18 protein-coding genes are annotated in these 21,211 nt (G+C 64.5%); 8 read left to right on the plus strand and 10 right to left on the minus strand.

Annotated features, from left to right (window positions below; genetic code table 11):
* Positions 1-59 precede the first annotated feature (59 nt).
* A complete protein-coding gene (locus KJQ12_RS16450) occupies positions 60-1,067 on the plus strand; it encodes a MerR family transcriptional regulator (protein WP_213486100.1) in 1,008 nt (335 codons plus the stop codon).
* Between the two features lie 66 nt (positions 1,068-1,133).
* On the opposite strand, the gene KJQ12_RS16455 is transcribed toward KJQ12_RS16450, so the two are convergent.
* The 6 genes from KJQ12_RS16455 to KJQ12_RS16480 are packed head-to-tail and all read right to left on the minus strand — an operon-like array spanning position 1,134 to position 8,065.
* Positions 1,134-2,462: a YheC/YheD family endospore coat-associated protein gene (locus KJQ12_RS16455; protein WP_015255470.1), complete on the minus strand. Its 1,329-nt coding sequence runs from the start codon at positions 2,460-2,462 to the stop codon at positions 1,134-1,136.
* 1 nt (position 2,463) lies between these two features.
* The gene (locus KJQ12_RS16460) at positions 2,464-2,955 is read right to left on the minus strand and encodes a GNAT family N-acetyltransferase (protein WP_015255469.1); all 492 of its coding nucleotides are present in this window, start codon (positions 2,953-2,955) and stop codon (positions 2,464-2,466) included.
* Entirely contained in the window at positions 2,955-4,112 is a 1,158-nt protein-coding gene (locus KJQ12_RS16465) for a YheC/YheD family endospore coat-associated protein (RefSeq protein ID WP_015255468.1), read from the minus strand. Before KJQ12_RS16465 ends, KJQ12_RS16460 begins: the two co-directional genes overlap by 1 nt.
* The gene (locus tag KJQ12_RS16470) at positions 4,112-5,482 is read right to left on the minus strand and encodes a YheC/YheD family endospore coat-associated protein (RefSeq protein ID WP_213486103.1); all 1,371 of its coding nucleotides are present in this window, start codon (positions 5,480-5,482) and stop codon (positions 4,112-4,114) included. Before KJQ12_RS16470 ends, KJQ12_RS16465 begins: the two co-directional genes overlap by 1 nt.
* A complete protein-coding gene (locus KJQ12_RS16475; protein ID WP_213486105.1) occupies positions 5,479-6,726 on the minus strand; it encodes a YheC/YheD family endospore coat-associated protein in 1,248 nt (415 codons plus the stop codon). Before KJQ12_RS16475 ends, KJQ12_RS16470 begins: the two co-directional genes overlap by 4 nt.
* Positions 6,701-8,065 carry a YheC/YheD family endospore coat-associated protein gene (locus KJQ12_RS16480; protein WP_213486106.1) on the minus strand — a complete coding sequence of 455 codons (1,365 nt, stop codon included), beginning with the start codon at positions 8,063-8,065 and terminating at the stop codon, positions 6,701-6,703. The genes KJQ12_RS16475 and KJQ12_RS16480 overlap by 26 nt, the downstream gene beginning before the upstream one ends.
* A 147-nt stretch (positions 8,066-8,212) precedes the next feature.
* Here KJQ12_RS16480 and KJQ12_RS16485 point away from each other — a divergent pair, with 147 nt between their 5' ends.
* On the plus strand, positions 8,213-9,382 hold the full coding sequence (locus KJQ12_RS16485; protein WP_213486107.1) for a DUF445 domain-containing protein: 1,170 nt from the start codon (positions 8,213-8,215) through the stop codon (positions 9,380-9,382).
* A gap of 25 nt (positions 9,383-9,407) precedes the next feature.
* On the opposite strand, the gene KJQ12_RS16490 is transcribed toward KJQ12_RS16485, so the two are convergent.
* Positions 9,408-10,751 carry a sensor histidine kinase gene (locus KJQ12_RS16490; RefSeq protein WP_213486108.1) on the minus strand — a complete coding sequence of 448 codons (1,344 nt, stop codon included), beginning with the start codon at positions 10,749-10,751 and terminating at the stop codon, positions 9,408-9,410.
* Between the two features lie 122 nt (positions 10,752-10,873).
* On the opposite strand from KJQ12_RS16490, the gene KJQ12_RS16495 reads away from it, so the two are divergent.
* Positions 10,874-12,214, plus strand: a complete 1,341-nt coding sequence (locus tag KJQ12_RS16495; RefSeq protein ID WP_213486111.1) for a DRTGG domain-containing protein — start codon at positions 10,874-10,876, stop codon at positions 12,212-12,214.
* Positions 12,215-12,218: 4 nt separating this feature from the next.
* On the opposite strand, the gene KJQ12_RS16500 is transcribed toward KJQ12_RS16495, so the two are convergent.
* The 3 genes from KJQ12_RS16500 to KJQ12_RS16510 form a co-directional block, all read right to left on the minus strand.
* Entirely contained in the window at positions 12,219-12,521 is a 303-nt protein-coding gene (locus KJQ12_RS16500) for a YtpI family protein (protein ID WP_213486113.1), read from the minus strand.
* A gap of 564 nt (positions 12,522-13,085) precedes the next feature.
* Positions 13,086-13,595, minus strand: a complete 510-nt coding sequence (locus tag KJQ12_RS16505) for a sporulation membrane protein YtrI (RefSeq protein WP_213486115.1) — start codon at positions 13,593-13,595, stop codon at positions 13,086-13,088.
* Between the two features lie 2 nt (positions 13,596-13,597).
* A complete protein-coding gene (locus KJQ12_RS16510; RefSeq protein WP_015255459.1) occupies positions 13,598-13,924 on the minus strand; it encodes a YtrH family sporulation protein in 327 nt (108 codons plus the stop codon).
* 121 nt (positions 13,925-14,045) lie between these two features.
* Here KJQ12_RS16510 and KJQ12_RS16515 point away from each other — a divergent pair, with 121 nt between their 5' ends.
* From KJQ12_RS16515 to KJQ12_RS16535, 5 genes are all read left to right on the plus strand, one after another.
* Positions 14,046-17,768, plus strand: a complete 3,723-nt coding sequence (locus KJQ12_RS16515; protein WP_213486117.1) for a DNA polymerase III subunit alpha — start codon at positions 14,046-14,048, stop codon at positions 17,766-17,768.
* A 363-nt stretch (positions 17,769-18,131) separates the two neighbouring features.
* The gene (locus KJQ12_RS16520; RefSeq protein WP_213486118.1) at positions 18,132-18,653 is read left to right on the plus strand and encodes a phosphatidylglycerophosphatase A family protein; all 522 of its coding nucleotides are present in this window, start codon (positions 18,132-18,134) and stop codon (positions 18,651-18,653) included.
* 174 nt (positions 18,654-18,827) lie between these two features.
* On the plus strand, positions 18,828-19,016 hold the full coding sequence (locus KJQ12_RS16525) for a hypothetical protein (RefSeq protein WP_015255456.1): 189 nt from the start codon (positions 18,828-18,830) through the stop codon (positions 19,014-19,016).
* 113 nt (positions 19,017-19,129) lie between these two features.
* Positions 19,130-19,987, plus strand: a complete 858-nt coding sequence (gene accD / locus KJQ12_RS16530; protein WP_213486119.1) for an acetyl-CoA carboxylase, carboxyltransferase subunit beta — start codon at positions 19,130-19,132, stop codon at positions 19,985-19,987.
* Entirely contained in the window at positions 19,987-21,084 is a 1,098-nt protein-coding gene (locus KJQ12_RS16535; protein WP_244860657.1) for an acetyl-CoA carboxylase carboxyltransferase subunit alpha, read from the plus strand. Before accD ends, KJQ12_RS16535 begins: the two co-directional genes overlap by 1 nt.
* Positions 21,085-21,211 lie beyond the last annotated feature (127 nt).

Consider the following 21,211-nt stretch of genomic DNA (forward strand, 5'->3'; position numbering starts at 1 on the left):
AGCGCTATACTAAACCTTGACGCAAGTGGAAGGTCAAGCGCGGGAGGCGAGGACGTCTCATGAAAATCAAAGAAGCCGCGGAACGGCTCGGCATTTCGCAGCGGGCGATCCGGTTCTATGAAAAACAGGGCCTCCTCTCGCCGTCCAGACAGCAGCACAACGGGTATCGGGAGTTCGGCGAAGAGGACATCTGGCGGCTGCAGACGATCGTCGCCCTGCGGGAAGCGGGCATGCCGATCGCCGACATCCGGACGGCGCTCGCCGAGATCGACGCGAAAGACGAGGGCAGGCTCATGGAGCTGCTTGAGCTGCAGCGGTCCGTCATGTTCGCCAAATGGGTCGAAATGAAGCAGATGATCGAGACGGCCGACCGCATGATCGAGACGCTCCGGCAGAACCGGACGCTGCCGATCGACGACATTTATCAGTTGGCGGAAAGTTCGCGGATACTCCGGGAGCAGCGGGCCTGGGAGGACCGATGGGGGTTCGACGAGCTTGCCGGCGATCACGACCGGCTCGTCCGGGAAGACAAGACGAAGTATCCGGATTACGATGAAGCGCTGCGTCTGATCGTGAAACGCGCGGCCCCGGTCCGTGGCGAGCGGGGACTGGACATCGGGACGGGCACGGGGAACCTGGCCGGCCTGTGCCTTGAAGCGGGAGCGGCGATGGCGGCCGTCGACCAGTCGAAGGAAATGCTGAAGGCGTGCCGTCGCAAGTTTCCCGAGGTGGAGACGAGGCTGGGCAATTTCCTCGCGCTGCCTTACCTGGACGGGAGGTTCGACTTCGTCGTCTCCAGCTTTGCCCTGCGCCATCTGACGGGCAGCCAGATTCTGCTCGCCGTTCAGGAAATGCGGAGAGTGCTGAAACCCCACGGCCGGATCTGCATCGCGGATCTGATGACCATCGGTGAGAGCGGCGCATGCGGCAGCAGCGAGACCGGCCTGCCGCTTCCGGCGCTCCTGGACGCGTTGGAGACGAACGGCTACATCACGAAGCTGGATCAGATGGGCGAGCGGTTGCATGTCGTGCTGGCCGTGCCGGTTAGGCCGCACCGTCCGGGCTGACCGCTGGCGCCGGCAACAGCATCACACCCCGACCCGCCGTCTCGGCAGCGGTGTCGGGGTGATCGTTCATGCCTGCCATGTTTCGGACGCCATCGGCTCGCCGGCCGCATCGACCGAAGATACGGCGGCTTCCGGCTGCTTGCCGGTCCGGCTCGCAGGCCGTCCCCATGTCTGCGCCGCCGCGCCGCCCGCCGTCCGGCCCGTCGTGCGGCCGGTCGTTCTGCCGGCCGTCCCGCCCGCCGTCTTGCCCGTCGTCCGTTGCGACGACCGTCCCGCCGTTTTCCCGGCCGTCCGCCGCCGGCGCAGACGATTCCGGTACAGCCACAGCGCGTATTGCAGCGGCCGCACGAGCGCCAGCCGGTACGCCTCCTTTTCGCCGGCCCGGCGGAACACGTCGCGCGCCGGCTTCGGATTTACTTCCAGCAGCCAGAACCGGCCGTCCTTGTCGATCGCAAGATCCAAGGCCAGCTCGCACAACGGGCCGAAACAGTTTTCCAGATACCGGGCGACGTCGACGCCGAATTGCCCGATCTCTTCCTGCACCTGCTTCGCCTTCGCCTCGCTGCCGAGCCAGCCGGGCAGCACCGAGGACAGCGGCGCCGCCTGGCCGCCGCCGTGCAGGTTGCTCGTCACGCTGCCCGGCGGACCGATCCGCACGGCGCAGCCCGTCACGCTCCATTCGCCGCGGCCGTTCTTCTGCACGAGCAGCCGGTAATCGTGCACCCGGCCGTTCGAAAGCCGGATCTGGATGCCTTGCTGCACCAGATATTTTCGTCCGCGCAGATCCCAGCCGGCGAGCTTCGCCGGAAGCAGGGACGGCCGGATGCGCATCGGGCGGATGATCCGCCGGGAATGGTCGCGTCCCTGGACGAGCAGGCTTGCGCCCGAGCGCTGAATGCGCAGAATGCCCCGTCCGCCCGTGCCGCCCGCCGGCTTCAGATAGAGCAGCGAATGCCGCTTGAGCATTTCGGTCAAATCTCTGCTGCTCTCGTACATCCGCGTTTGCGGCAGATGGTCGCGGAACCGGGTGTCGCGGGCGAGTGTCCGGTAGACCGACCACTTGTTGCCGATCGGTTTGTTCAGAAACAGATGATGCGCATACCTGGAACGAAAATATTTCAGCCGTTCGAAGCGCTTGCTTCGCTGGATCCGGCACCGGTCGAAGATCATGTGCGGGAATCCGGTCCACTCCCGCGTCCATGTGCCGGACTCCGGCAAATACCGCTGGGCGTGGATCCGGTTCGTCTTGTAGTTGACGTCATCCGGCGTGAATACGATCAGATCGAGGCCGAGTTTCCGGGCGGCCAGCGTCATTTTCTTGTATACGGACCGTTCTTCCAGCAGGCCGCGGTCATTCAGGTAGAGCGTCATGATGCCGAGCACCGGTTTTCCCATGTCAGGGTTCACACTCCCGTTCGGCGCAGCGGTCCGGTCCCGCCGTCAGCGCGCCCGCAAACCGCACGAAGCCGCCGTCCGCATCTTCCGGTGCGTCGACCTCCGCCAGTCCGGCGCGCCTGCACATGGCGACGGCCCGGCTGTCGGAGGCCGGCACGCGGCAGTCCAGCGACCCGGTCCGCGCCAGCAGCGCCCGGGTCAGGGTCGTCCCGATGCCGCGGCCGCGCACGGCGGGATGCACGACGACAACAAACGCTTCCCGGCCCCGGCCTATCGCCAGCGCGACGCCGGCCGTCCAGCCGCCCGCTTTCGCGACGACGCAGGCCGTGCCGGTCCTATCCGGACGGCCGAGCAGCACCGGATCGAGTTCGGCCAGCCGGCGCAGCGCGTCTTCGCCGATCGCGCCGTCGCCGAACGCCGCCGCGAACGCGAGCAGCCTCCGGCGGTGCAGAATCCATTTGACCGGTGTCACGAAGCGGATTTTCGTCTCCATCAGGCTCCGCTCGCTTTCTTCTTTTTCTTCTGTTTGAGCAGGAAGTGGCTGTATTGGAAAATGCGTTCGAGGGACTTTTGCCGGATGTGCGGCTCATCGAACTTCATCGGCTTCGAGTTCGCCTCGAAGAACCAGATGCCGCCCTGCTTGTCGACGCCGAGATCCATCGACATCTCGCCGAGCTCATGGCCGGAAGCCCGCTCGATCTGACGGGCGATGAGCAGGGCGGCGCTCTTCACCTTGGTCAGAATCTTGCGCGCGTGCTCGGGACCGAACGCGCCGACCAGCAGCTTCTCCGGCTCCTCGATGCTGCCGCCGCGCGGCACGTGGGTCGTAATGCTCGCCGACCCGGCGAGCCGCGCGCCGATGCCGGTAATGTCCCACTGGCCGCGCTGATTTTTCTGGATGAGCACCCGAAGATCGAACTGCCGGTCGCCGTAAGCGGCGAGTTCAATGCCCTGCTGCGCGATGTACCGCTCGCCCTGGCTCTGCTTCTTGATCCGGTTCCACAGCGCGCTGAACGTGCCGCAGCGGAACGTCTTGCTCCGCTTCTTCTGCTGCAGCTTCAGCCGGTAGGGAAGCTGTTTCTCCTTGAACAGCCGCACGGACATGATGCCGACGCCCGCCTTGCCGCTGACCGGCTTGAGGTACAGGAACGGATGCTGCTTGAGCATGTTCCGGAGGCTTTCCCGGCTGATGAGCCGGCGCGTTACCGGAATGTACGGCCGGGTCGTCTTCGACATGCTCAGCCACTCGAACAGGCTCCATTTGTTGAAGAACGCGGGGTTGAACAGCCGGATGTTCGGATGTTTCAGGCAGGCCGCGATTTTGCGCCGCACCGCGGGGAGCATTTCGTCTTCGCGCATCGGCACCCGGTTGTAGACGATGTCCGGAAGAGGAAACCAGCCTTTCTTCCACGTCTGCGTCTCTTCCGAGAACGTGTAGCCGGCCACGCGCGGCTTCGACAGCTTGAGCTGGCTCACCGTCACGACGTAGGTGGTGAAGCCGAGCTCCCGGCCGGTCTTGATCAGGTCGGCGAAGTTGTTCCGGTTGCCCCGGAAAAGCTGCACGTCGTCCTCGATCGTCAGAATCGCGAACGCCGGGCGCTTCGCTTTGGCGTCTACGGCGGGCTGCTGTTCCGCAGCAGGATGCTGCATTATGCCTCCCTCCTCCTGAAGCGGGCCAGATACAGGCAATGTTCCAGAATATATTCCATGGACGCCCGGCCTTGGGATTTGAGCGCCGGATGCTTGAAGATCGAGCGGCCGGGCTTCGCGTTCGCTTCGAACATCCAGACGCCGCCGTTCTTGTCAATGCCGATGTCCAGCCCGAGTTCGCCGAGCGTATGCGGATAGTTCCGCTCAATCGCCTCGGACAGCTTGACGGCGACTTTCTTCGCGTTCTCCAGCACTTCGCCGGCGCGTTCGCCGAACGTCCGGCTGAGCGCCTGCTCGGGCGTCATGAGCGAGCCGCCGTTCTTGATGTGCGTCGTCACGCTGCCGCGCCCGGCTTTCTTGGCGCCGATGCCGACAGGGACCCACTCGTTGTTGCCGTTCTTGTGCATATGGAAGCGGAAGTCGATCGGACATCCGTCGATTTCGACGAGCCGGATCCCCTGCTGGATGACGTAGCGGGACAGCGAGCTTCCGTGCCGCGCCTGCAGCATGCGCATGAGGGAGCGGAATGAAGGGAACCGGAGCAGCACGTTGCGGCCGTTCCGCCGGTACCTGGCGAAGTAACCGCGTTTCGGGTGATACGTCAGCCGATAGATGCCGGCGCCGAGGCTGCCGGCCGTCGGTTTGAAATAGACGAACTGGTGCTTCTCGATCATTTCTTTGATTTTCTCCGGCGTCGGCCCGGACACCGATTCCGGCAAATGTTTCTCGCCGTCCGGATCACCTTGCAGGAGGTCGTAGACATCCGATTTGTTGAAGAAGCTCCAGTTGAAGAAGGGGATGTTTTTGCGGACGAACCTTTCCCGGAGTCCGGTGATCGACGACGTCAGCTCCGCCCGGCGGCTCGGCAGCCGGTTGTAGACGACGTCGGGCAGCGGCACCTTCTTGCGGATCCACCCGCCCTTCGGGTTCAGGAACCAGCCGTTCACCTGCTCGGACTGCCAGTCGATGTCGCGCGGCGTGAACGCGAAGAAGTACGCCTTCTTGCCGCCGATCGCCAGCAGCTGCCGGATGAACGGCGTGCGGGAGCCGAACGGCATCGAGGCGGTCCGGACGGAGGAGTCCGTGAGCACGCCGATGAGCGGGCCGATCTGCACTTCGTTGTTCGCGTTCTGGATATAGACGCTTCCCGCCTTCGGCACGCCCATCAGATTGCGGATGCCGGCCGACAGGTAGATGTACTTCCCGTTCCTGCGCAGCGGGCGCAGGACGGCCGTCGCTTTCTCTCTGCCGAGCTTGAGCTGGATCCGCTTTTTGCCGGTCAGCTTGAGCTGCTTCAGCAGCGCCCCGGTAACGTACACGACCCGGTCGGCCTGTTGCGAGAAGCGGACGTTGCAATTCGTCAGACTCATGATTGAACCTCCTGCATGGTAGCCGTAGAGTGAGCAGTCGTCCCGTTCATGCAGCGCTTCCGGCGCCGGTCCGTAAGAAGCGCGGGGCCCGGGGCCCCCCGGGCCGGCGCGCCCGCCGCCATCAGACGGAGGCCGTAAGAAATCGTCCGTTCCGCGGCCAGCCGTTCGCCCGCGTCATCGCCGATCTCCGCGAAGATGGCGCGCCCGGGCTTCGCGTTGAGTTCGAGCAGCCACAGCCGGCCATCCGGTTCAATGCCGAAATCGGCGCCGATCTCCGCCAGCCGGCCGAACGCGCGCTCGGCCTCGCGGGCGGCCAGCAGCGCGGCGCGCTTCGCCTCACCCAGCAGCCGGGCGGCCGCTTGATCGCCCAGCATTGCCGCGAGGAAAGGCAATGCGGGGCGCGCCGTGCCGCCGCCGTGCAGATTGCTCGCCACCGTGCCCCGCCGGCCGATCCGGACGGCGGCGCCGGTCACGCCCCACCGTCCGGAGCCGTCCTTCTGCACGAACAGGCGGAGGTCGAACGGTTCGTCCTTCGCCGTCCGCAAATCGAGCAGCGGCTGCACGAGGTAGGGGCGGCCGCGGGTCAGCGCCTCGGCCGCCTGCGCGAGCCGCTCCTCGGGCACGCGCAGCTCGAACGCCTCGTTCCGCATCGTCCGCCCGGCAATGCGGACGATGCCGCCGCCGGGCTCGGGGCGCAAGGCGGCCGTGCCGCGGCCTTGCATGCCGGCGGCCGGCTTCAGGAACAAGCCGGCCGGATGCGCCTTGAGCAGCCCGGCGAGCCGCCGCGGCCTGAAGGCCGCCGTCGGCGGCAGCAGCGGGGCCAGCGCGCGGCACCGCCTGAGCGCCGCATACACCTGCGCCTTGCCCGGCAGAGCGCAGCCGAGCGGCGCCGCGCCGTGCCGCCGCAGGATGCGGACGGCGCGCGCGCCTGCCGCCTGCTCTGCCGGAGAGCGCGGGAACCGCCGGTCGAACCAGACCGGCGGCACGGGCGCAAGCAGCGGCATCCAGCCGCCCTCCGCGAGCGTCCAGCCGCGCACCAGTCCGCGGCCGCGCTCCTCCCGGACGCCTTCCGGCGCAAACACGATCACGTCAAGCCCCATGTCGCTTCCGGCCGCCGCCAGCATCCGGCACAGGCGGTCTTCCGGCATCCGGCCGCCGGTCGGCTCCCGGCTGATCAGCACGCCGAACCGTCCCCGCCCGCCGCGGCGGGCGGGCCGCTCACAGTCCGGCCAGATGGCGCGCATAGAGCAGCATGACCCGCACGGACGGCCGGATGCCCGTGGCGGAGAGCGGGGTATTGTCGTTCTTGGACGGCTTGCTGTTCACTTCCAGCAGCCAGACGCGCCCGGACGTGTCGAGCGCGAGGTCGATGCCGAGTTCGCCGAAATGCGCCGGAATTTGCGCATCGACGCCGGCCGCGATCTGCAGGGCGGCCGTCCGGAGCCGTGCGGAGGCATCCTGGCGGCCGGCCGCCAGGTTCGATTTCGCGATCGCTTCCCTCACCGTGCTGAGCGTGCCGCCTCTGGCGATATTCGACACGAAATGCTGGCCGCCCGCGATCCGCGCCACGATCGAAGTCACGATCCACTCGCCGGAACCGTTCTTCTGCACCAGCGCGCGGAAATCGATCGGCCGGCCCCCGGTCTCGATCAGGTTCAGTCCCTGCTGGACCTGGTAGCGGGCCGCGCGCAGCTTGCCCGAGATGGCGGCGTACAGCTTGAGCAGCGTCGGAAACTGCTGGCGGCGCGTGCCGAGCGATGTCGCATGATGCGCGGCGTATCCTCCCGACGGCAGGCGGACAATCTTGATGATCCCCTTGCCGAGGCTGCCGCGGACCGGCTTCAGGAACACCGTACTGTAGCGGGAGCACATCGATTTCAGCATCGGAAAGCCGCCCAGCAGGTGGGATTCGGGCAAATACCGGCCGAGCGACGGCTGTTTGCGGAGCGCGCTGAACACTTCCGACTTGTCGAGAAATTTTTCGTTGAACACCTGCGTGCCGAAGCGCGATTTTACTTCCTTGAAGAAATGTTGTACGCTGGTTTTATTCTCCAGCTTGCGCGTCGTCAGCCGATTGTTGACGACATCCGGCGCGGGCGCCTTCGCGCGGCGCCATCCGTCGGCATAGACCCAGACGTCCAGCCTGGAGACGCTGCCGCCGAGCATCGCCGGCGTCAGAAAATAGACCGAAGCGCCCTGGATGCGCGCTGCATCCACCAATTCCTTGCAGAAACTGGTGATGGATCCGAACGGACGATCAGGCGAATTCGGATAATCCCGGCTGACCAGCACGCCGATGAGCGGTCCGAGCACGAGCTGGCGCGATGCGCGGCGATAGCGCATGCGGAGGGTGCACGGCGCGTGCAGACCGAGCCGGCCGGCCAGGGCCTGACTGATGCGCATGCCGTCGTAGCGCTGGACGGGAATCACTTTCACGTTGTCGCGGTAAGCGCCGAATTTGAGCTGAACGGTCTGACCTTGCGGAATTTGCCACTTTTTGAGGTGCGATTCGCCAAGCATGAGCGTATCTTCGGACAGGATGCCGGGGCTGACGATCTGAACGCTGATCTTCGAACTTTGCATCTCGATCTCCTTTCGTCCCTCACGCAGGCGCCCTGGGCCGCTCGACGGCACAAGCTGGTCAATGATCACGATTACTCCACTATATGAGGACATCTATACACTGGTGATTGGCCCCTCCGGCCGATCGCGCAAAAGGACGGACCAAAGATGCAGCTGTGGCTATTCATCACGGTGAATGTGTGCGTCGCCGCTTTCGTCGGCGCGTTGACCAATCATTTCGCGATCAAAATGCTGTTCCATCCGCGGCGCGCGCTGTACATCCTGGGCAGACGGGTTCCGTTCACGCCGGGCCTCATCCCGAAGCGCAAGGACGAGATCGCCGCGGCGCTGGGCCATGTCGTCGCGGACTATCTCGTGACGGCCGACGGGATTCGGGAGTGGCTGCGCGGCGGCGCGATGCAGGAAGCCGCGGCCGCGAAGATCCGAAGCTGGCTTCTGGCCCGCGCCGAAGAAGGCCTCACGGCGGAACGGCTGATCCTGAAGTTCACGGATCGTGAATCATGGGAAGCGATGCGGATGAAATGGGCGGCCCGGGGAAACGTTCTGACGGAGCGGTGGGTCGAGCGGCTGTGGGAAGAAGGCGGCTGGAAGTCCAAACGGCTTGCGGAGCTGGTGCCCGGCTGGTCCGAAGAGAAGGCCGCCGGATGGGCGGAAGATCTGTCGGACTGGCTGACCGCTTCGCTCCGGGAGGAGCTGCTTTCCATTCGCGGCCAGCGGACGCTGCGCAACATGATCGACGGGCTGCTGGACCGGACGGGCGGATGGATCGGCGTGCTCGCGGGCATTTTCGTGGATGAGGACAAGGCGGCGGCGAAATTGACCGAGGTGCTGGTCGAGCAACTTGAAAGCGGCGCGCTGCGCGAGATGATGCGGACGTTCATCGCGAAGAAGCTGGCGGAAGCGGGAGACTGGACGCTCGAGCAGGCGGCGGCGCGCCTGTCGGGCGAAGAAAATCCGCTCCCCTGGCTGAAAGAGCAGGCCTTGCGGCTGCTTCGCCTGGAAGAGCGGATCGGCGAACTCGAGAAGGCGAATGTCGGCGAACTGCTTATCCGCCATGAATCTGTATGGGGAGAGGCGCTGCGGACGATCGTCGGCGCCGCGTTCGACCTGCTGGACCGCCGGCTGGAGACGGTCGTCGCCGCGTTCGAACTGCCGCAGCTTGTGCAGAAGCAAGTCGAGAAATTCCCGGTCGAACAGGTCGAGCGGATCATTCTGAGCCTGTCGGGACGGGAATTCCGCGCGATCACCTGGCTGGGCGCGCTGCTCGGCGGCATCATCGGACTGATCCAGTCCGTGTTCCTGCAGCTTGTCCGGTGATCAGGCCGCCCCGCGCCTCAAGGTATCAGACATGCCGCACTTCCGGATTGATCGGAATGCGGGCGGTGAAGACGATGCCGCGCTCCGGCTGGAAGCCGACTTCGACATCGCCGCCGTAATGCCGGACGCGTTCGACGACGATCGGCAGTCCGAGCCCTTCGTGGCCTTTCTTTTTCGTGCTGTAGCCGGGGGTGAAGATGCGCTTCCGCTCCGCCTCCGTCAGCGGATCGCCGGCGTTGCCGACGCTGATGCACAGCTCGCCTTCCGCCTGGTCGATGTCCAGCGTCACGATCCGCGAACTCTCCTTCTGCTTCATCACTTCATCGAAGGCGTTGTCGACCAGGTTGCCCACGATTCGCACCAGATCGATGCTGCGCACCGCGGACAGGCCTTCCGGCAGTTCCGTCAGCCGGTACTCGAACCGGATCTGCTTGACCTGGGCAATCGCCTGCTTGGCCATCAGCAGCGATTCGAGCGCCGTGGCCGGAATTTTTTCGGCCAGCCGGGTTACCGACCGGATCTCCCCGACCACTTCTTCCATGTATTGTTTCAGCTGTTCGTGCTTCTTCATGGTGAGCATCGCGTACATCGTCTGCACATGATTGACGAAGTCGTGCCGCTGGCCGCGGATCGTCGTCAGCATCTGCATCAGGTCGCCGACGAACGCCTCCTGCGTCACGCGGATCGCTTCGTCGCGCGCTCTCGCGATCAGCCGCACGGTCAGGAAGGATATGACGATGACCGCGAAAATGCCGACATAGAACAGCAGGCGCATGCCGGATTCGCGCACGTGCACATACCGCGTCATGAACAGCAGGATCAGGAGAAAACACTGGACGAAGGCGAGGACGACATAATGCTGAATGTACCGGTTGCGCTCGTTCATGAGAAAATGCAGCACGCGCCGGCCGGGAGAGCGTCCGGTGATCTCCATCCACAAGGCGGAGGAGCCGAGCAGCGCATGCGCGGGCCAAAACTTCTGGAAGAAGCGATACAGCGGCCAGTCGCCGGGATCCGTCGGCAGGCTGCCGCCGATGGATGCCAGATAGACAACGGATGACAGCTCGACCAGGAAGAAGAGCAAGCCCGTGACGAGCGTGAGGAAGGCGCGGACCTTCCACGGCAGATCGGGACAGACGAGCGACAAGACGGCAAAATACAACACCATGCCGGCGAACGGCTGGATGAGCGGATCGGCCAGCGCCAGGCTGATGACGATGAGCACGGACGCCGCAATCGCCAGCAAGATCAGCCTGGGGAAGAATCGGGGCGGGCGCAGCCCGAAGAAACGAAAGCAGAACCAGGACGCGGTCAGCGCCTCGGGAAACGTGACAAGACTTCCTACCTTGAGCAGCAACGGAAACTCCATACACACCTCGCGCTAGGCCCCGGTGTCGAATGTTGGTGAAACGGAGCCGGGGCATATCCTTACTTTAACGGCTTTCTGGTAAAATGAGAATAACATTTCGCATGAGCGGAGGGAAGATGATTATGCCGGAAGTTCCGCGCGACGAGGCGGCGACGAAGCACGAACGCATTTTGGAATATATCAAGGATCTCAAGGTGGGCGCCCGTCTCTCGGTCCGCTCGCTCGCCCGCAAGCTGCATGTCAGCGAAGGAACGGCATACCGGGCTTTGAAAGAAGCGGAGAGCGCCGGCTATGTCAGCACGCGGGAGCGCATCGGCACGGTGCGGATCGAGAAGAAGCAGGGACAGCGGGACGGACGGCTGACATTCGGCGACGTGGCGGGCATCGTCGAGGGCCAGGTGCTCGGCGGCGCGGCGGGACTGGACAAGCCGCTGCACAAATTCGTCATCGGCGCGATGGAGCTCGATGCGATGGTCCGCTATATCGACGCCGGCAGCCTGCTGATCGTCGGCAACCGGGAGAACGCGCACCGGCGGGCGCTTGAGCGGCACGCTGGCGTGCTGATCACCGGCGGATTCGGCACCGGCGAAGACGTCATCCGGCTGGCCGACGAGACCGGGCTGCCGGTCATTTCGTCGAAGCACGACACGTTCACGGTCGCCTCGATGATCAACCGGGCGATGTACGACCGGCTCATTACGCGGAAGATCATGCTGCTCGAAGACATCGTCACGACGGACAGCGCGCCGCTTACGCTGCGGATGAGCGAGACGGTCGCCGACTACCTGCGGCTGCGGGAGCGGACGGGATTCGCACGTTTTCCCGTCGTCGACGACCGGGGCCGGATCGTCGGCATGATGACGGCGCGCGACGCCGACGGCGCGGAACCGGATGAGGCGATAGAGAAGCGGATGACCCGCCCGCCGGTTACGGCACATCCGTCGATGCCTGTCGCGGCGGCTGCCCACCGGATGACGAGCGAGGGCATCGACCTCCTGCCGATCGTCGACCGGCACCGGCGGCTGCTGGCGGTCGTCAGCCGGTCGGACATTACGCGGGCGATGCAGTTCGCCGGCAAGCAGCAGCCGGGCGAGACGATCGATGATCTGATCTGGAGCGGGTTCACGGAGGAGAAGCGGACGGAAGACGCGCTGCCGGTCTATGTCGGCAAGATGACGCCGCAGATGTCCGGACCGGCCGGCACCGTATCCGAGGGCACGCTGCTCTCGCTTCTGACATTGGCAGCGAAGCAGACGATTCGCGAGGTTTCCCGGCGCGGCCATGTCGTGGAGAGCATCACGACGTATTTCGTCCGCCCGGTGCAGATTGAGGCGGAGGTTCGGCTCATGCCGCGTCTGCTCGAACTGAGCCGCAAATCGGCCAAGGTGGAGATGGAGCTGCACGACGAGCACGGCCTGGCCGTCAAGGCGCTCGCCGCGGCGCAGATGATCGATCCGCTGTAAAGGATTACTTCAGCGAACGGTAGACGCTGTGGTTGCGCAGCCCGGCGAACAGATTGAACAGGCCGAGCAGCAGGAAAACGGCGCCGACGATGACGCGGATGGTCGAGCCGGTGAACAGCAGCATCTGGATCAGCGAAAGCAGGATCAGCATGATGCCCATGACGATGTTCATCCGCGCGGACAGCAGGCCGCGCGTCTTCGGATCGGCGCTTCGCCGGTACCGGAGGCTGTAATAGACGGTCGCCGCAAGCGAGGCGATCACGCCTATGGAGAGCACCCATTGCAGAACGGCATTTTCGATCGGCATGATGTATGGTCGGCTCCTTTGCATTTCACGGGCCTGTCCGCAAGACGGATTTGAGATGGTGATTGCGGGCGGTCCCATTTTTATGGTGCGGTTGCAACGTGTATAGTGCGTAAATGAGGCGTTCGAAGTCTCGCAAGAGTCTGTAACGCGGATTCCACGCTAAAGTGCCTCAAGGAGCTTGTTCTGCGGGTCTGTAACGCGGATACCACGCTACGGCGCCTCAAGGCGCCTGTCCGGCGGGTCTGTAACGCGGATACCACGTTACGGCGCCTCAAGGCGCCTGTCCGGCGGGTCTGTAACGCGGATACCACGCTACGGCGCCTCAAGGCGCCTGTCCGGCGGGTCTGTAACGCGGATATCACGCTACGGCGCTTCAAGGTGCCTACCAGACGAATTTGTAACGCGGATACCACGTTACAGTGCTTCAAGGCGCCCGTCCGGCGAGACTTCAGCACGCACGAAGCTGAAAAAGACGGTTGATCAGCACCCCGATATCGTCCGGGTGATCAAACGTCCAATCTTTCGCCATTGTATCAAATCGGGCCGGGATTTGTCATATTTCATTCAGCCCGGCAGCCTTGGCCGCGCCGTTACCCAGACGGTCATCGTGCCGTCGGCGACCAGCACGGTGCGGATCTCGACCACGTAATCGGTGTTCTTCAATCCCTTGTACACTTTGCCGTCCAGCAGAAGCCGCGCCAGGCGGGCTTCCGAGTCGATGTCGTAGACGCTGCGCCCGAGGAAAGCGGAGAGATCGCGCCGGAGCTGCTGCTTGAGCCTTGTTTCGGTCACCGTGTCAAGCGGCTTCGGACTGCCGTCCGGACCGCGGCCGGTCTCGATGTGGAGCACGACCGATTTGATGATGCCGTGCTGGTTCCGGTAATTCGTCAGCTTCCGGATCTCCAGCTCATATTCCCCGAGCTTCTCTTCCGTCTCGTGCAGCCGCTCGACCAGCGCGTCGAACTTGGCGGCGAACAGCCCGTTGTACACCGCGGCGCCCGCGACCATGCCGAGCACGAAAATGCCGAGCGCGGTGCTCATCCTGCGGAACCGGTCGAACGACGGCACCCGCATCGTCACAGTCCCCCCCGGACGATCCAGCGGATCAGTTCGGTCCCGAGATGCGCCCCGAGGAACGCGCAGGCGATAAGCAGAATCTGTTGAACGGCCGGCGACAGATGGCCTTCGGTGACGTTCGCCTCGATGACGCGCACCGGGTCGATCGTGCCGCCGATCGCGACGACGATCGCCCATATCTTGAGCCGCATGGCCGTGTCGAGCATCGTCGAAGCCGGCGGATACGAGACGAATACCGCGCCGATTGCGGCGAGCAGCGATCCGCCGATGATGACCCCGAAGGCGATGAAGAAATCGATAACAGCCGTCGACAGAAAAACGATCATGCCGGCACCTCCCGCATGTTCCGCATTGGACAGGCCTTTCCCGCTACCAGTCTATGAGATGACCAAGCTTTTTTATGATAAAATGATGGCGTAATTACGCGTACGGAAGGGACAAACGCTTATGACGCGACCGGATTCGTTCGTTCATCTTCATGTGCACAGCGAATACAGTCTGCTCGACGGCGCGGCGCGCATCCGCGGCCTGGCGGACCGGGCGGCCGAGCTCGGCATGAAGGCGCTCGCGCTCACCGACCACGGGGTCATGTACGGCGCGATTCCGTTCTACAACGCCTGCGTCGCCCGCGGAATCAAGCCGATCATCGGCTGCGAGGTTTACCTGACGCCGGGCTCCCGGCTGGAAAAGGGTTCGCGCCGTGACCATCCGATCCACCACCTGACGCTGCTTGCGAAAAATGCCGACGGCTACCGCAATCTGATGCGGCTCACCTCGATCGCCCATCTGGAAGGCTTCCACTACAAGCCGCGCATCGACTACGAAGCGCTCGCCGCCCACGCGGACGGGCTGATCGTGCTGAGCGGCTGCCTGAACGGCGAGATTCCGCAGCATCTGCTGCACGGACGGGACGAGGAAGCGAAGCGGGTTGCGCTGCGCCTCAGGGACATGTTCGGCGACGATTTCTACCTGGAGATTCAGGATCACGGCATGCCGGAGCAGAAGAAAGTGGCGGCCGGCCTTATCCGCCTGTCGGAGGAGACCGGCATCCCGCTCGCCGCGACGAACGATGTCCACTACCTGCGGCCGGAGGACGCGGCGCTGCAGGAAGTGCTGCTCTGCATCGGGACGGGCAAAACGATCGAGGACGAGGACAGGCTGAAGATCACGACCGACCAGAACTACCTGAAATCGGCGGAGGAGATGGCGGAGCGGTTCCGGCATGTGCCGGAGGCGCTGGGCAATACGGTGCGGATCGCCGAATCCTGCAATCTGGAGCTGACGTTCGGCCGGGCGCATCTTCCCGTGTTCCGACCGGTTCCGGAAGGGATGACCTCCGCGGAATATTTGCGGGCGCTGTGCCGGGACGGGCTGGCCGCGCGCTACGGCGGAACGGCGGCGTGGCGCAGCGATCCCGCCTTCCGCGCGGAAGCGGAGCGCAGGCTGGCGTATGAGCTGGACGTCATCGAGCGGATGGGGTACAGCGACTATTTTCTCATCGTCTGGGATTTCATCCGGTTCGCCCGCGAGCGGGGCATCCGGACGGGACCGGGCCGCGGTTCTTCCGCCGGCAGTCTCGCCGCTTACGTGCTGTTCATTACCGACGTCGACCCGCTGAAGTACAAACTGCTGTTCGAGCGTTTTCTCAATCCGGAGCGGGTGTCGATGCCGGATATCGACATCGACTTCGACGACGAGCGGCGCGACGAAGTGATCGCCTATGTGACCGCGAAATACGGCGAAGAGCACGTGGCGCAGATCATCACGTTCGGGACGCTGGCCGCGCGGGCGGCCGTGCGCGACGTCGGTCGGGCGCTCGCCGTGCCGTACGCGGAAGTCGACCGGGCGGCGAAGCTCATTCCGAACCAGCCCGGCATGACGCTGGAGAAGGCGCTTGAAGCGAGTCCGGAACTGCGCGCCCTGTGCGAGAAGAATCCGCGTGTCGACCATCTGGTCAAGACGGCGGCCAAGGTCGAGGGCATGCCGCGGCACGCGTCGACCCACGCGGCCGGCGTCGTCATCTCGAAGGATCCGCTGACGGACCATGTGCCGCTGCAGTCCGGCGGCGAAGGGACCGCGCTCACGCAATATCCGATGGACGCGCTCGAAGCCGTCGGACTGCTCAAGATGGACTTCCTGGGCCTCCGCACGCTCTCCATCCTCGAGCGGACGCTGGCCTGGATCCGCAAGCTGTACGGGAAGACGGTCGATTTCCGGCGGGTGCCGGACGACGACCCGAAGACGTACGCGATGCTCAGCCGGGGCGAGACGACGGGCATTTTCCAGCTCGAATCGGCCGGCATGCGGCGCGTGCTGCGCGATCTGAAACCGACGGTCTTCGAGGATCTCGTGTCGGTGCTCGCGCTGTACCGTCCGGGGCCGATGGAGTTCATTCCGCAATATATCGCCGGCAAGCACGGACGCGCGAAGGTGACCTATCCGCATCCGTCGCTCGAGCCGATTCTCGCCGACACGTACGGCATCATCGTCTATCAGGAGCAGATCATGCAGATCGCCTCGAAGATGGCCGGCTTCTCCCTCGGCGAAGCGGATCTGCTGCGGCGCGCGGTGTCGAAGAAGAAGCGCGAGACGCTGGACAAGGAGCGGGAGCATTTTGTCGCGGGCAGCGTGAAGCAGGGGTACACCGAAGCGGAGGCGAACGCGGTGTACGACATGATCGTCCGGTTCGCGGACTACGGCTTCCCCCGGGCGCATGCCGCCGCTTATGCGGTGCTCGCGTTCCAGACCGCCTATCTGAAGGCGCACTATCCGATCCCGTTCATGGCGTCGATGCTCGCCTCCGTCACCGGGAACCAGCGGAAGACGGCGGAATACGTCGACGAATGCCGCCGGATGGGCATCCCGGTGCTGCCGCCGGACGTCAGCGAGAGCGAGGAATCGTTCACGCCGACGGAAGGCGCGATCCGTTTCGGGCTCGGCGCCGTGAAGAACGTCGGCACGCAGGCGATCGAGGCGATCAAGGCGGCCCGGGAGGAGCGGCCGTTCGACAGCCTGCTCGACCTGTGCCGGCGCGTCGACCTCCGGGTCGTGAACAAGCGGGTGCTGGAATCGCTCATTTTGTCGGGAGCGTGCGACGGGCTGCCCGGCCACCGCGCCCAGCTGCTCGCGGCGCTCGACGAGACGATCGAATCGGTCTCGAAGTGGCGGAAGGAACGGGAAGAGCTGCAGATCGAGCTGTTCGGCTTCGAGGAAGTGAACAACTGGGACGTCGAGCTGCCGGACGTGCGGCCCTACACCCGGGGGCAGCAGCTCGAATTCGAACGCGAGCTGCTCGGCCTGTACCTGTCGGGCCATCCGCTGGACGAGCGGGAAGCGGAGCTGGAGCGGCTCGGCGTCGACCGGCTGTACGAGCTGGCCGACGCGCCGGACGGCGCCGCGGTCGTGACGGCCGCGCTGATCGTCTCGGTGAAGCCGTTCACGACCCGCAAGGGGCAGCAGATGGGCTTCCTGGAGCTGGAAGACCGGATCGCGCGCGTGGAAGCGGTCGTCTTCCAGAGCGTATGGAAGCGAAGCAGCTTCTGGCTGGAGAAGGGCAAGCTCGCCCTGGTGCAGGCGGTCGTGCAGCAGCAGGATGAAGATTTCAAGCTGATCGTGGACGACATCGTGCCGCTGGACGGGCCGAATCCGGCTCCCCATGTCCGGCGGATGCGCGGCCGCGCGAACGCGCGCGCCCGGCGCCCGGCGGCCGGCGAGCCCGGCGCAAGCGGCATGAGCGGCGCGGGCTTCAGCGCGGGCCGGAGCGCACACGGCGGACCCGACGCTTCCGCGGCCGCATCTGCACATGCGCCGGGGACGGCTGCCGCGCCATTGCCGGGCGGCGGGCCGAAACGGCCTGACGATGCGGCTGCCCTGCGCGCGGAGGCGCCTTTGCCGGCCTCCGTGCCGCCCCAGGCTTCGGCGTCGCGGCGGACCGCTTCCCGCGAGCAGCGGGTTTTCGTCCGCATACCGGCGGACCGGGAACAGCCCGGCGTGCTCCGGGAGCTCCGCCGTCTGCTGGACGGCCATCCGGGCCCGCTGCGCACGGTGCTTTACTACGAGCGGGAACAGCGGACGATCGAACTGGGCGACAGCGTGCGCGTCAAACCTTCCCGCGAGCTGTTCGCCGCGATCGGCCGGCTGCTCGGTGAAGGCACGGCCGTCGTGAAGTAGCGGCTCACGGGATTGCCGCTGTTTTGTCTGCGGCACCAGCTTGCAGCACAGGGCTCTTAACGGCATTCCGTGCCGTTAATGCTGGCCTGCTCGCAGCGGCAAGCCTGAATAACGGCACGCCGTGCCGTTAAAAGGCAGCGTGAGCCCCAGGGAATGAACAATGGCAGCCATTAACGGCATTCCGTGCCGTTAATGCTGGCCTGCTCGCAGCGGCAAGCCTGAATAACGGCACGCCGTGCCATAACAGGGCCTGCAACAGTCGATCGGAAAATCCCAAGGAACGTTCGCCGCATCGGATGCATATCGTTAGACAAGGGCCTGCGCAGTCCGGCAGCGCGCAAGGCCCCGATTGGGGGTATGCGGATGACCGCGGCGATTGAACGATGGCTCGAACGCAGAGGCGTTTCGGTCAGGGATGTGGCGGACATCGTCCTGTCCCTGCAGCGTCCATACAACGATCGGTTGACGATTGCCGATTGCGAGGAAAGCGTGCGCGCGGTGCTCGCGAAGCGGGAAGTGCAATATACGCTGCTGACCGGCATCGCGCTGGATGAACTGGCCGACCGGGGCCTCCTGCCGGAACCGCTGCAGCAGATCATGGAGGCAGACGAATCGCTGTACGGGGTTGACGAGACGCTGGCGCTCGGCATCGTCTCCGTTTACGGCATGATCGGCCTGACGAGTTTCGGGTATCTCGACAAAATGAAACCGGGCGTGATCGGAAGGCTGAACGGCGCAGCCAACGGCGGCAGCACCGATCGTCACGGACGCGGCGTCCACGTCTTTCTGGACGATCTCGTGTCGGCGCTTGCGGCCGCGGCATCGGCGCGGATTGCGCACCAGAACCCGGACGCGCGCAAATACGGGCTGCCGGGAGAGGGATGAAGGACGGCCTTCCGGGGCCGGATCGGCCGCCGCGGGCTCGCCCGCAACCGCGCGAGCGCACGGAGCGGACAAGCCCGCTGCGGCTGCGTTTGTTGCGGCATATCGGGCGGATATGCTATCATTATGGCAACATGCGGCCTTATTTCTTGCGAATGGTTCGGGAGGTACCTTTCGATGTGGACGGTAATCTATATCGCGCCGACTGCCAAAATCTCCGAGACAATCCGCCAGCGTCTGACCGAAGAAGGTTTCCTCGTGCAAGTCAGGCCGGTCAATCTCTCGAGACAGCAGTACGAGATATTGGTTCCTTCCGCAGAATTGGACGAAGTGCAGGAAGTTTTGAACGAAATACTGAATGCTTGATCAGCACCCTCCGGTTGTGACGGGTACGGCCATCCTTTGACGGAGCAGATGACGCCACACGCGGGCGCCGGCCGGCCACGTCACAATAATTTTGTGCCCTGAGAGGTGGCTTCATGTTCAAGGATCTCTTTCACAAAAAACGATACGCGACCATTCCAGCCGAACGGCCCGTAAAGCGGGACATACCCGAAGGCTTGATGAATAAATGTCCGAAGTGCGGCAACATCCAATACAGCAAGGAATTGGAGAAGAATCTGAAAGTTTGCACGTCCTGCGGATACCATTTCAGGCTGACCGCCCGGGAACGGATCGCGATGACGATGGACGACGGGCTCCTGCATGAATTCGACGCGGACATGCAGTCCGGCGACCCGCTCGGCTTTCCCGGTTACGCCGCCAAGCTCGAGCAGCAGAAAGCGAAGACGGGCATGAACGAGGCGGTCGTCACCGGCACCGGTTCGATCGACGGGCATCCGGTCGTCGTCGGGGTGATGGACTTTCATTTTTTTACGGGCAGCATGGGATCGGTCGTGGGGGAGAAGATCACGCGCGCCATCGAGTATGCGCGTGACAAACGGCTGCCGCTCATTCTCTTCTCGACATCCGGCGGCGCCCGGATGCAGGAGAGCATCTTCAGCCTGATGCAGATGGCGAAGACGAGCGCGGCGCTCGCGCGGTTCTCGGATGAAGGCGGGCTCTACATCTCCGTCATGACGGACCCGACAACCGGCGGCGTGACGGCCAGCTTCGCGAGCCTCGGCGACTACAACCTGGCCGAGCCCGGAGCGCTCATCGGATTCGCCGGACGGATCGTCATCGAACAGACGATCCGGCAGAAGCTGCCGGACAACTTCCAGACCGCGGAATTCAATCTGCAGCACGGCCAGCTTGACAAAGTGGTGCACCGCAAGGATATGCGGACGGTGCTCGCGAAACTGCTGGACATGCACAGCATGAGGAGGGCGGAATGATGGCCGGAGGACTGGAATTCGAGAAACCGCTGCTCGAGCTCCGAAACAAGATCGACGAACTGCGCAAATTCGCGGAGGAGCGCGGGTTCGACTTCTCCGATGAAATCGCGAGGCTTGAAGCGCAGTACCGGCAGCTGGAAACCGAGATGTACAGCGCCCTCACCGCCGCGCAGAAAATGCACATCGCGCGCCACCACCAGCGGCCGACGACGCTCGACTTCATCCAGGCGATCTTCACCGATTTCATCGAGCTGCACGGCGACCGGCTGTTCGCGGACGATCTGGCCATTGTCGGCGGGTTGGCCAAGCTGAACGGCGTTCCGGTGACGGTCATCGGCCATCAGCGGGGCAAAGACACGAAGGACAACATCGCCCGATTCTTCGGCAGCCCGCATCCGGAAGGATTTCGCAAGGCGCTGCGTCTGATGCGGCAGGCGGACAAGTTCAGGCGGCCGATCATCACGTTCATCGACACGAAGGGCGCCTATCCCGGCGACACCGCCGAAGAGCGGGGCCAGTCGGAGGCGATCGCGCGCAATCTGCTCGTCATGTCGACGCTGCGCGTGCCGATCGTCTGCGTCGTCATCGGCGAGGGCGGCAGCGGCGGCGCGCTGGCGCTCGGCGTCGGGAACCGCGTGCTCATGCTCGAGAACGCGATCTACTCCGTCATTTCGCCGAACGGGGCCGCGTCGATCCTGTGGAAGGACGCGTCCCGGGCGGATGAAGCGGCGGAAGCGATGAAGATTACGGCGCAGGATCTGCATGCGTTCGGCATCGTCGAGGAAGTGATTCCGGAGCCGAAGGGCGGCGCCCACCGCGATCCGGAAGGGCAGGCCGCGCTGGTGAGAGAGGCCGTCTGGCGCCACCTGCAGGAACTGATGGCAATGACGCCGGACGAGCTGGTCGAAGACCGGTACCGGAAGTTCCGGAGCATCGGCGTGATCGGATCGGGAGGTTCGGACGCGCCGCCGGATCCGCCGCGGAAACCGAAGGAACCGGAGGCGGAGGAAGAACGCGCGGAGCCGGAGTCCGCTGCCGGGAATGCGGCGGACGAGAGCGCGGACGCAAGCGCGGCGATCGAGTCGAACGCCCGCTGAATCCGGACAGGCCCATGTACAGTTGAGCAAGTATCGTGTATTTTTATATAAGGATGCGACTTTGCAAGTTTTTCCGCTTGCAAGGAGACTGTCCTTCACTGCAAGACGGATTCGCCCGCCCCGAAGG

Origin of the sequence: Thermobacillus xylanilyticus, assembly GCF_907165215.1 — a bacterium.
GTDB lineage: Bacteria > Bacillota > Bacilli > Paenibacillales > Paenibacillaceae > Thermobacillus > Thermobacillus xylanilyticus.

Excerpts from the sequence above, each read along its gene's own strand:
- KJQ12_RS16450 (WP_213486100.1), top strand. The coding sequence starts at position 60 with ATGAAAATCAAAGAAGCCGCGGAACGGCTCGGCATTTCGCAGCGGGCG.
- KJQ12_RS16455 (WP_015255470.1), bottom strand. The coding sequence starts at position 2,462 with ATGGGAAAACCGGTGCTCGGCATCATGACGCTCTACCTGAATGACCGC.
- KJQ12_RS16460 (WP_015255469.1), bottom strand. The coding sequence starts at position 2,955 with ATGGAGACGAAAATCCGCTTCGTGACACCGGTCAAATGGATTCTGCAC.
- KJQ12_RS16465 (WP_015255468.1), bottom strand. The coding sequence starts at position 4,112 with ATGCAGCATCCTGCTGCGGAACAGCAGCCCGCCGTAGACGCCAAAGCG.
- KJQ12_RS16470 (WP_213486103.1), bottom strand. The coding sequence starts at position 5,482 with ATGAGTCTGACGAATTGCAACGTCCGCTTCTCGCAACAGGCCGACCGG.
- KJQ12_RS16475 (WP_213486105.1), bottom strand. The coding sequence starts at position 6,726 with ATGCGCGCCATCTGGCCGGACTGTGAGCGGCCCGCCCGCCGCGGCGGG.
- KJQ12_RS16480 (WP_213486106.1), bottom strand. The coding sequence starts at position 8,065 with ATGCAAAGTTCGAAGATCAGCGTTCAGATCGTCAGCCCCGGCATCCTG.
- KJQ12_RS16485 (WP_213486107.1), top strand. The coding sequence starts at position 8,213 with ATGCAGCTGTGGCTATTCATCACGGTGAATGTGTGCGTCGCCGCTTTC.
- KJQ12_RS16490 (WP_213486108.1), bottom strand. The coding sequence starts at position 10,751 with ATGGAGTTTCCGTTGCTGCTCAAGGTAGGAAGTCTTGTCACGTTTCCC.
- KJQ12_RS16495 (WP_213486111.1), top strand. The coding sequence starts at position 10,874 with ATGCCGGAAGTTCCGCGCGACGAGGCGGCGACGAAGCACGAACGCATT.
- KJQ12_RS16500 (WP_213486113.1), bottom strand. The coding sequence starts at position 12,521 with ATGCCGATCGAAAATGCCGTTCTGCAATGGGTGCTCTCCATAGGCGTG.
- KJQ12_RS16505 (WP_213486115.1), bottom strand. The coding sequence starts at position 13,595 with ATGCGGGTGCCGTCGTTCGACCGGTTCCGCAGGATGAGCACCGCGCTC.
- KJQ12_RS16510 (WP_015255459.1), bottom strand. The coding sequence starts at position 13,924 with ATGATCGTTTTTCTGTCGACGGCTGTTATCGATTTCTTCATCGCCTTC.
- KJQ12_RS16515 (WP_213486117.1), top strand. The coding sequence starts at position 14,046 with ATGACGCGACCGGATTCGTTCGTTCATCTTCATGTGCACAGCGAATAC.
- KJQ12_RS16520 (WP_213486118.1), top strand. The coding sequence starts at position 18,132 with ATGACCGCGGCGATTGAACGATGGCTCGAACGCAGAGGCGTTTCGGTC.
- KJQ12_RS16525 (WP_015255456.1), top strand. The coding sequence starts at position 18,828 with ATGTGGACGGTAATCTATATCGCGCCGACTGCCAAAATCTCCGAGACA.
- accD (WP_213486119.1), top strand. The coding sequence starts at position 19,130 with ATGTTCAAGGATCTCTTTCACAAAAAACGATACGCGACCATTCCAGCC.
- KJQ12_RS16535 (WP_244860657.1), top strand. The coding sequence starts at position 19,987 with ATGGCCGGAGGACTGGAATTCGAGAAACCGCTGCTCGAGCTCCGAAAC.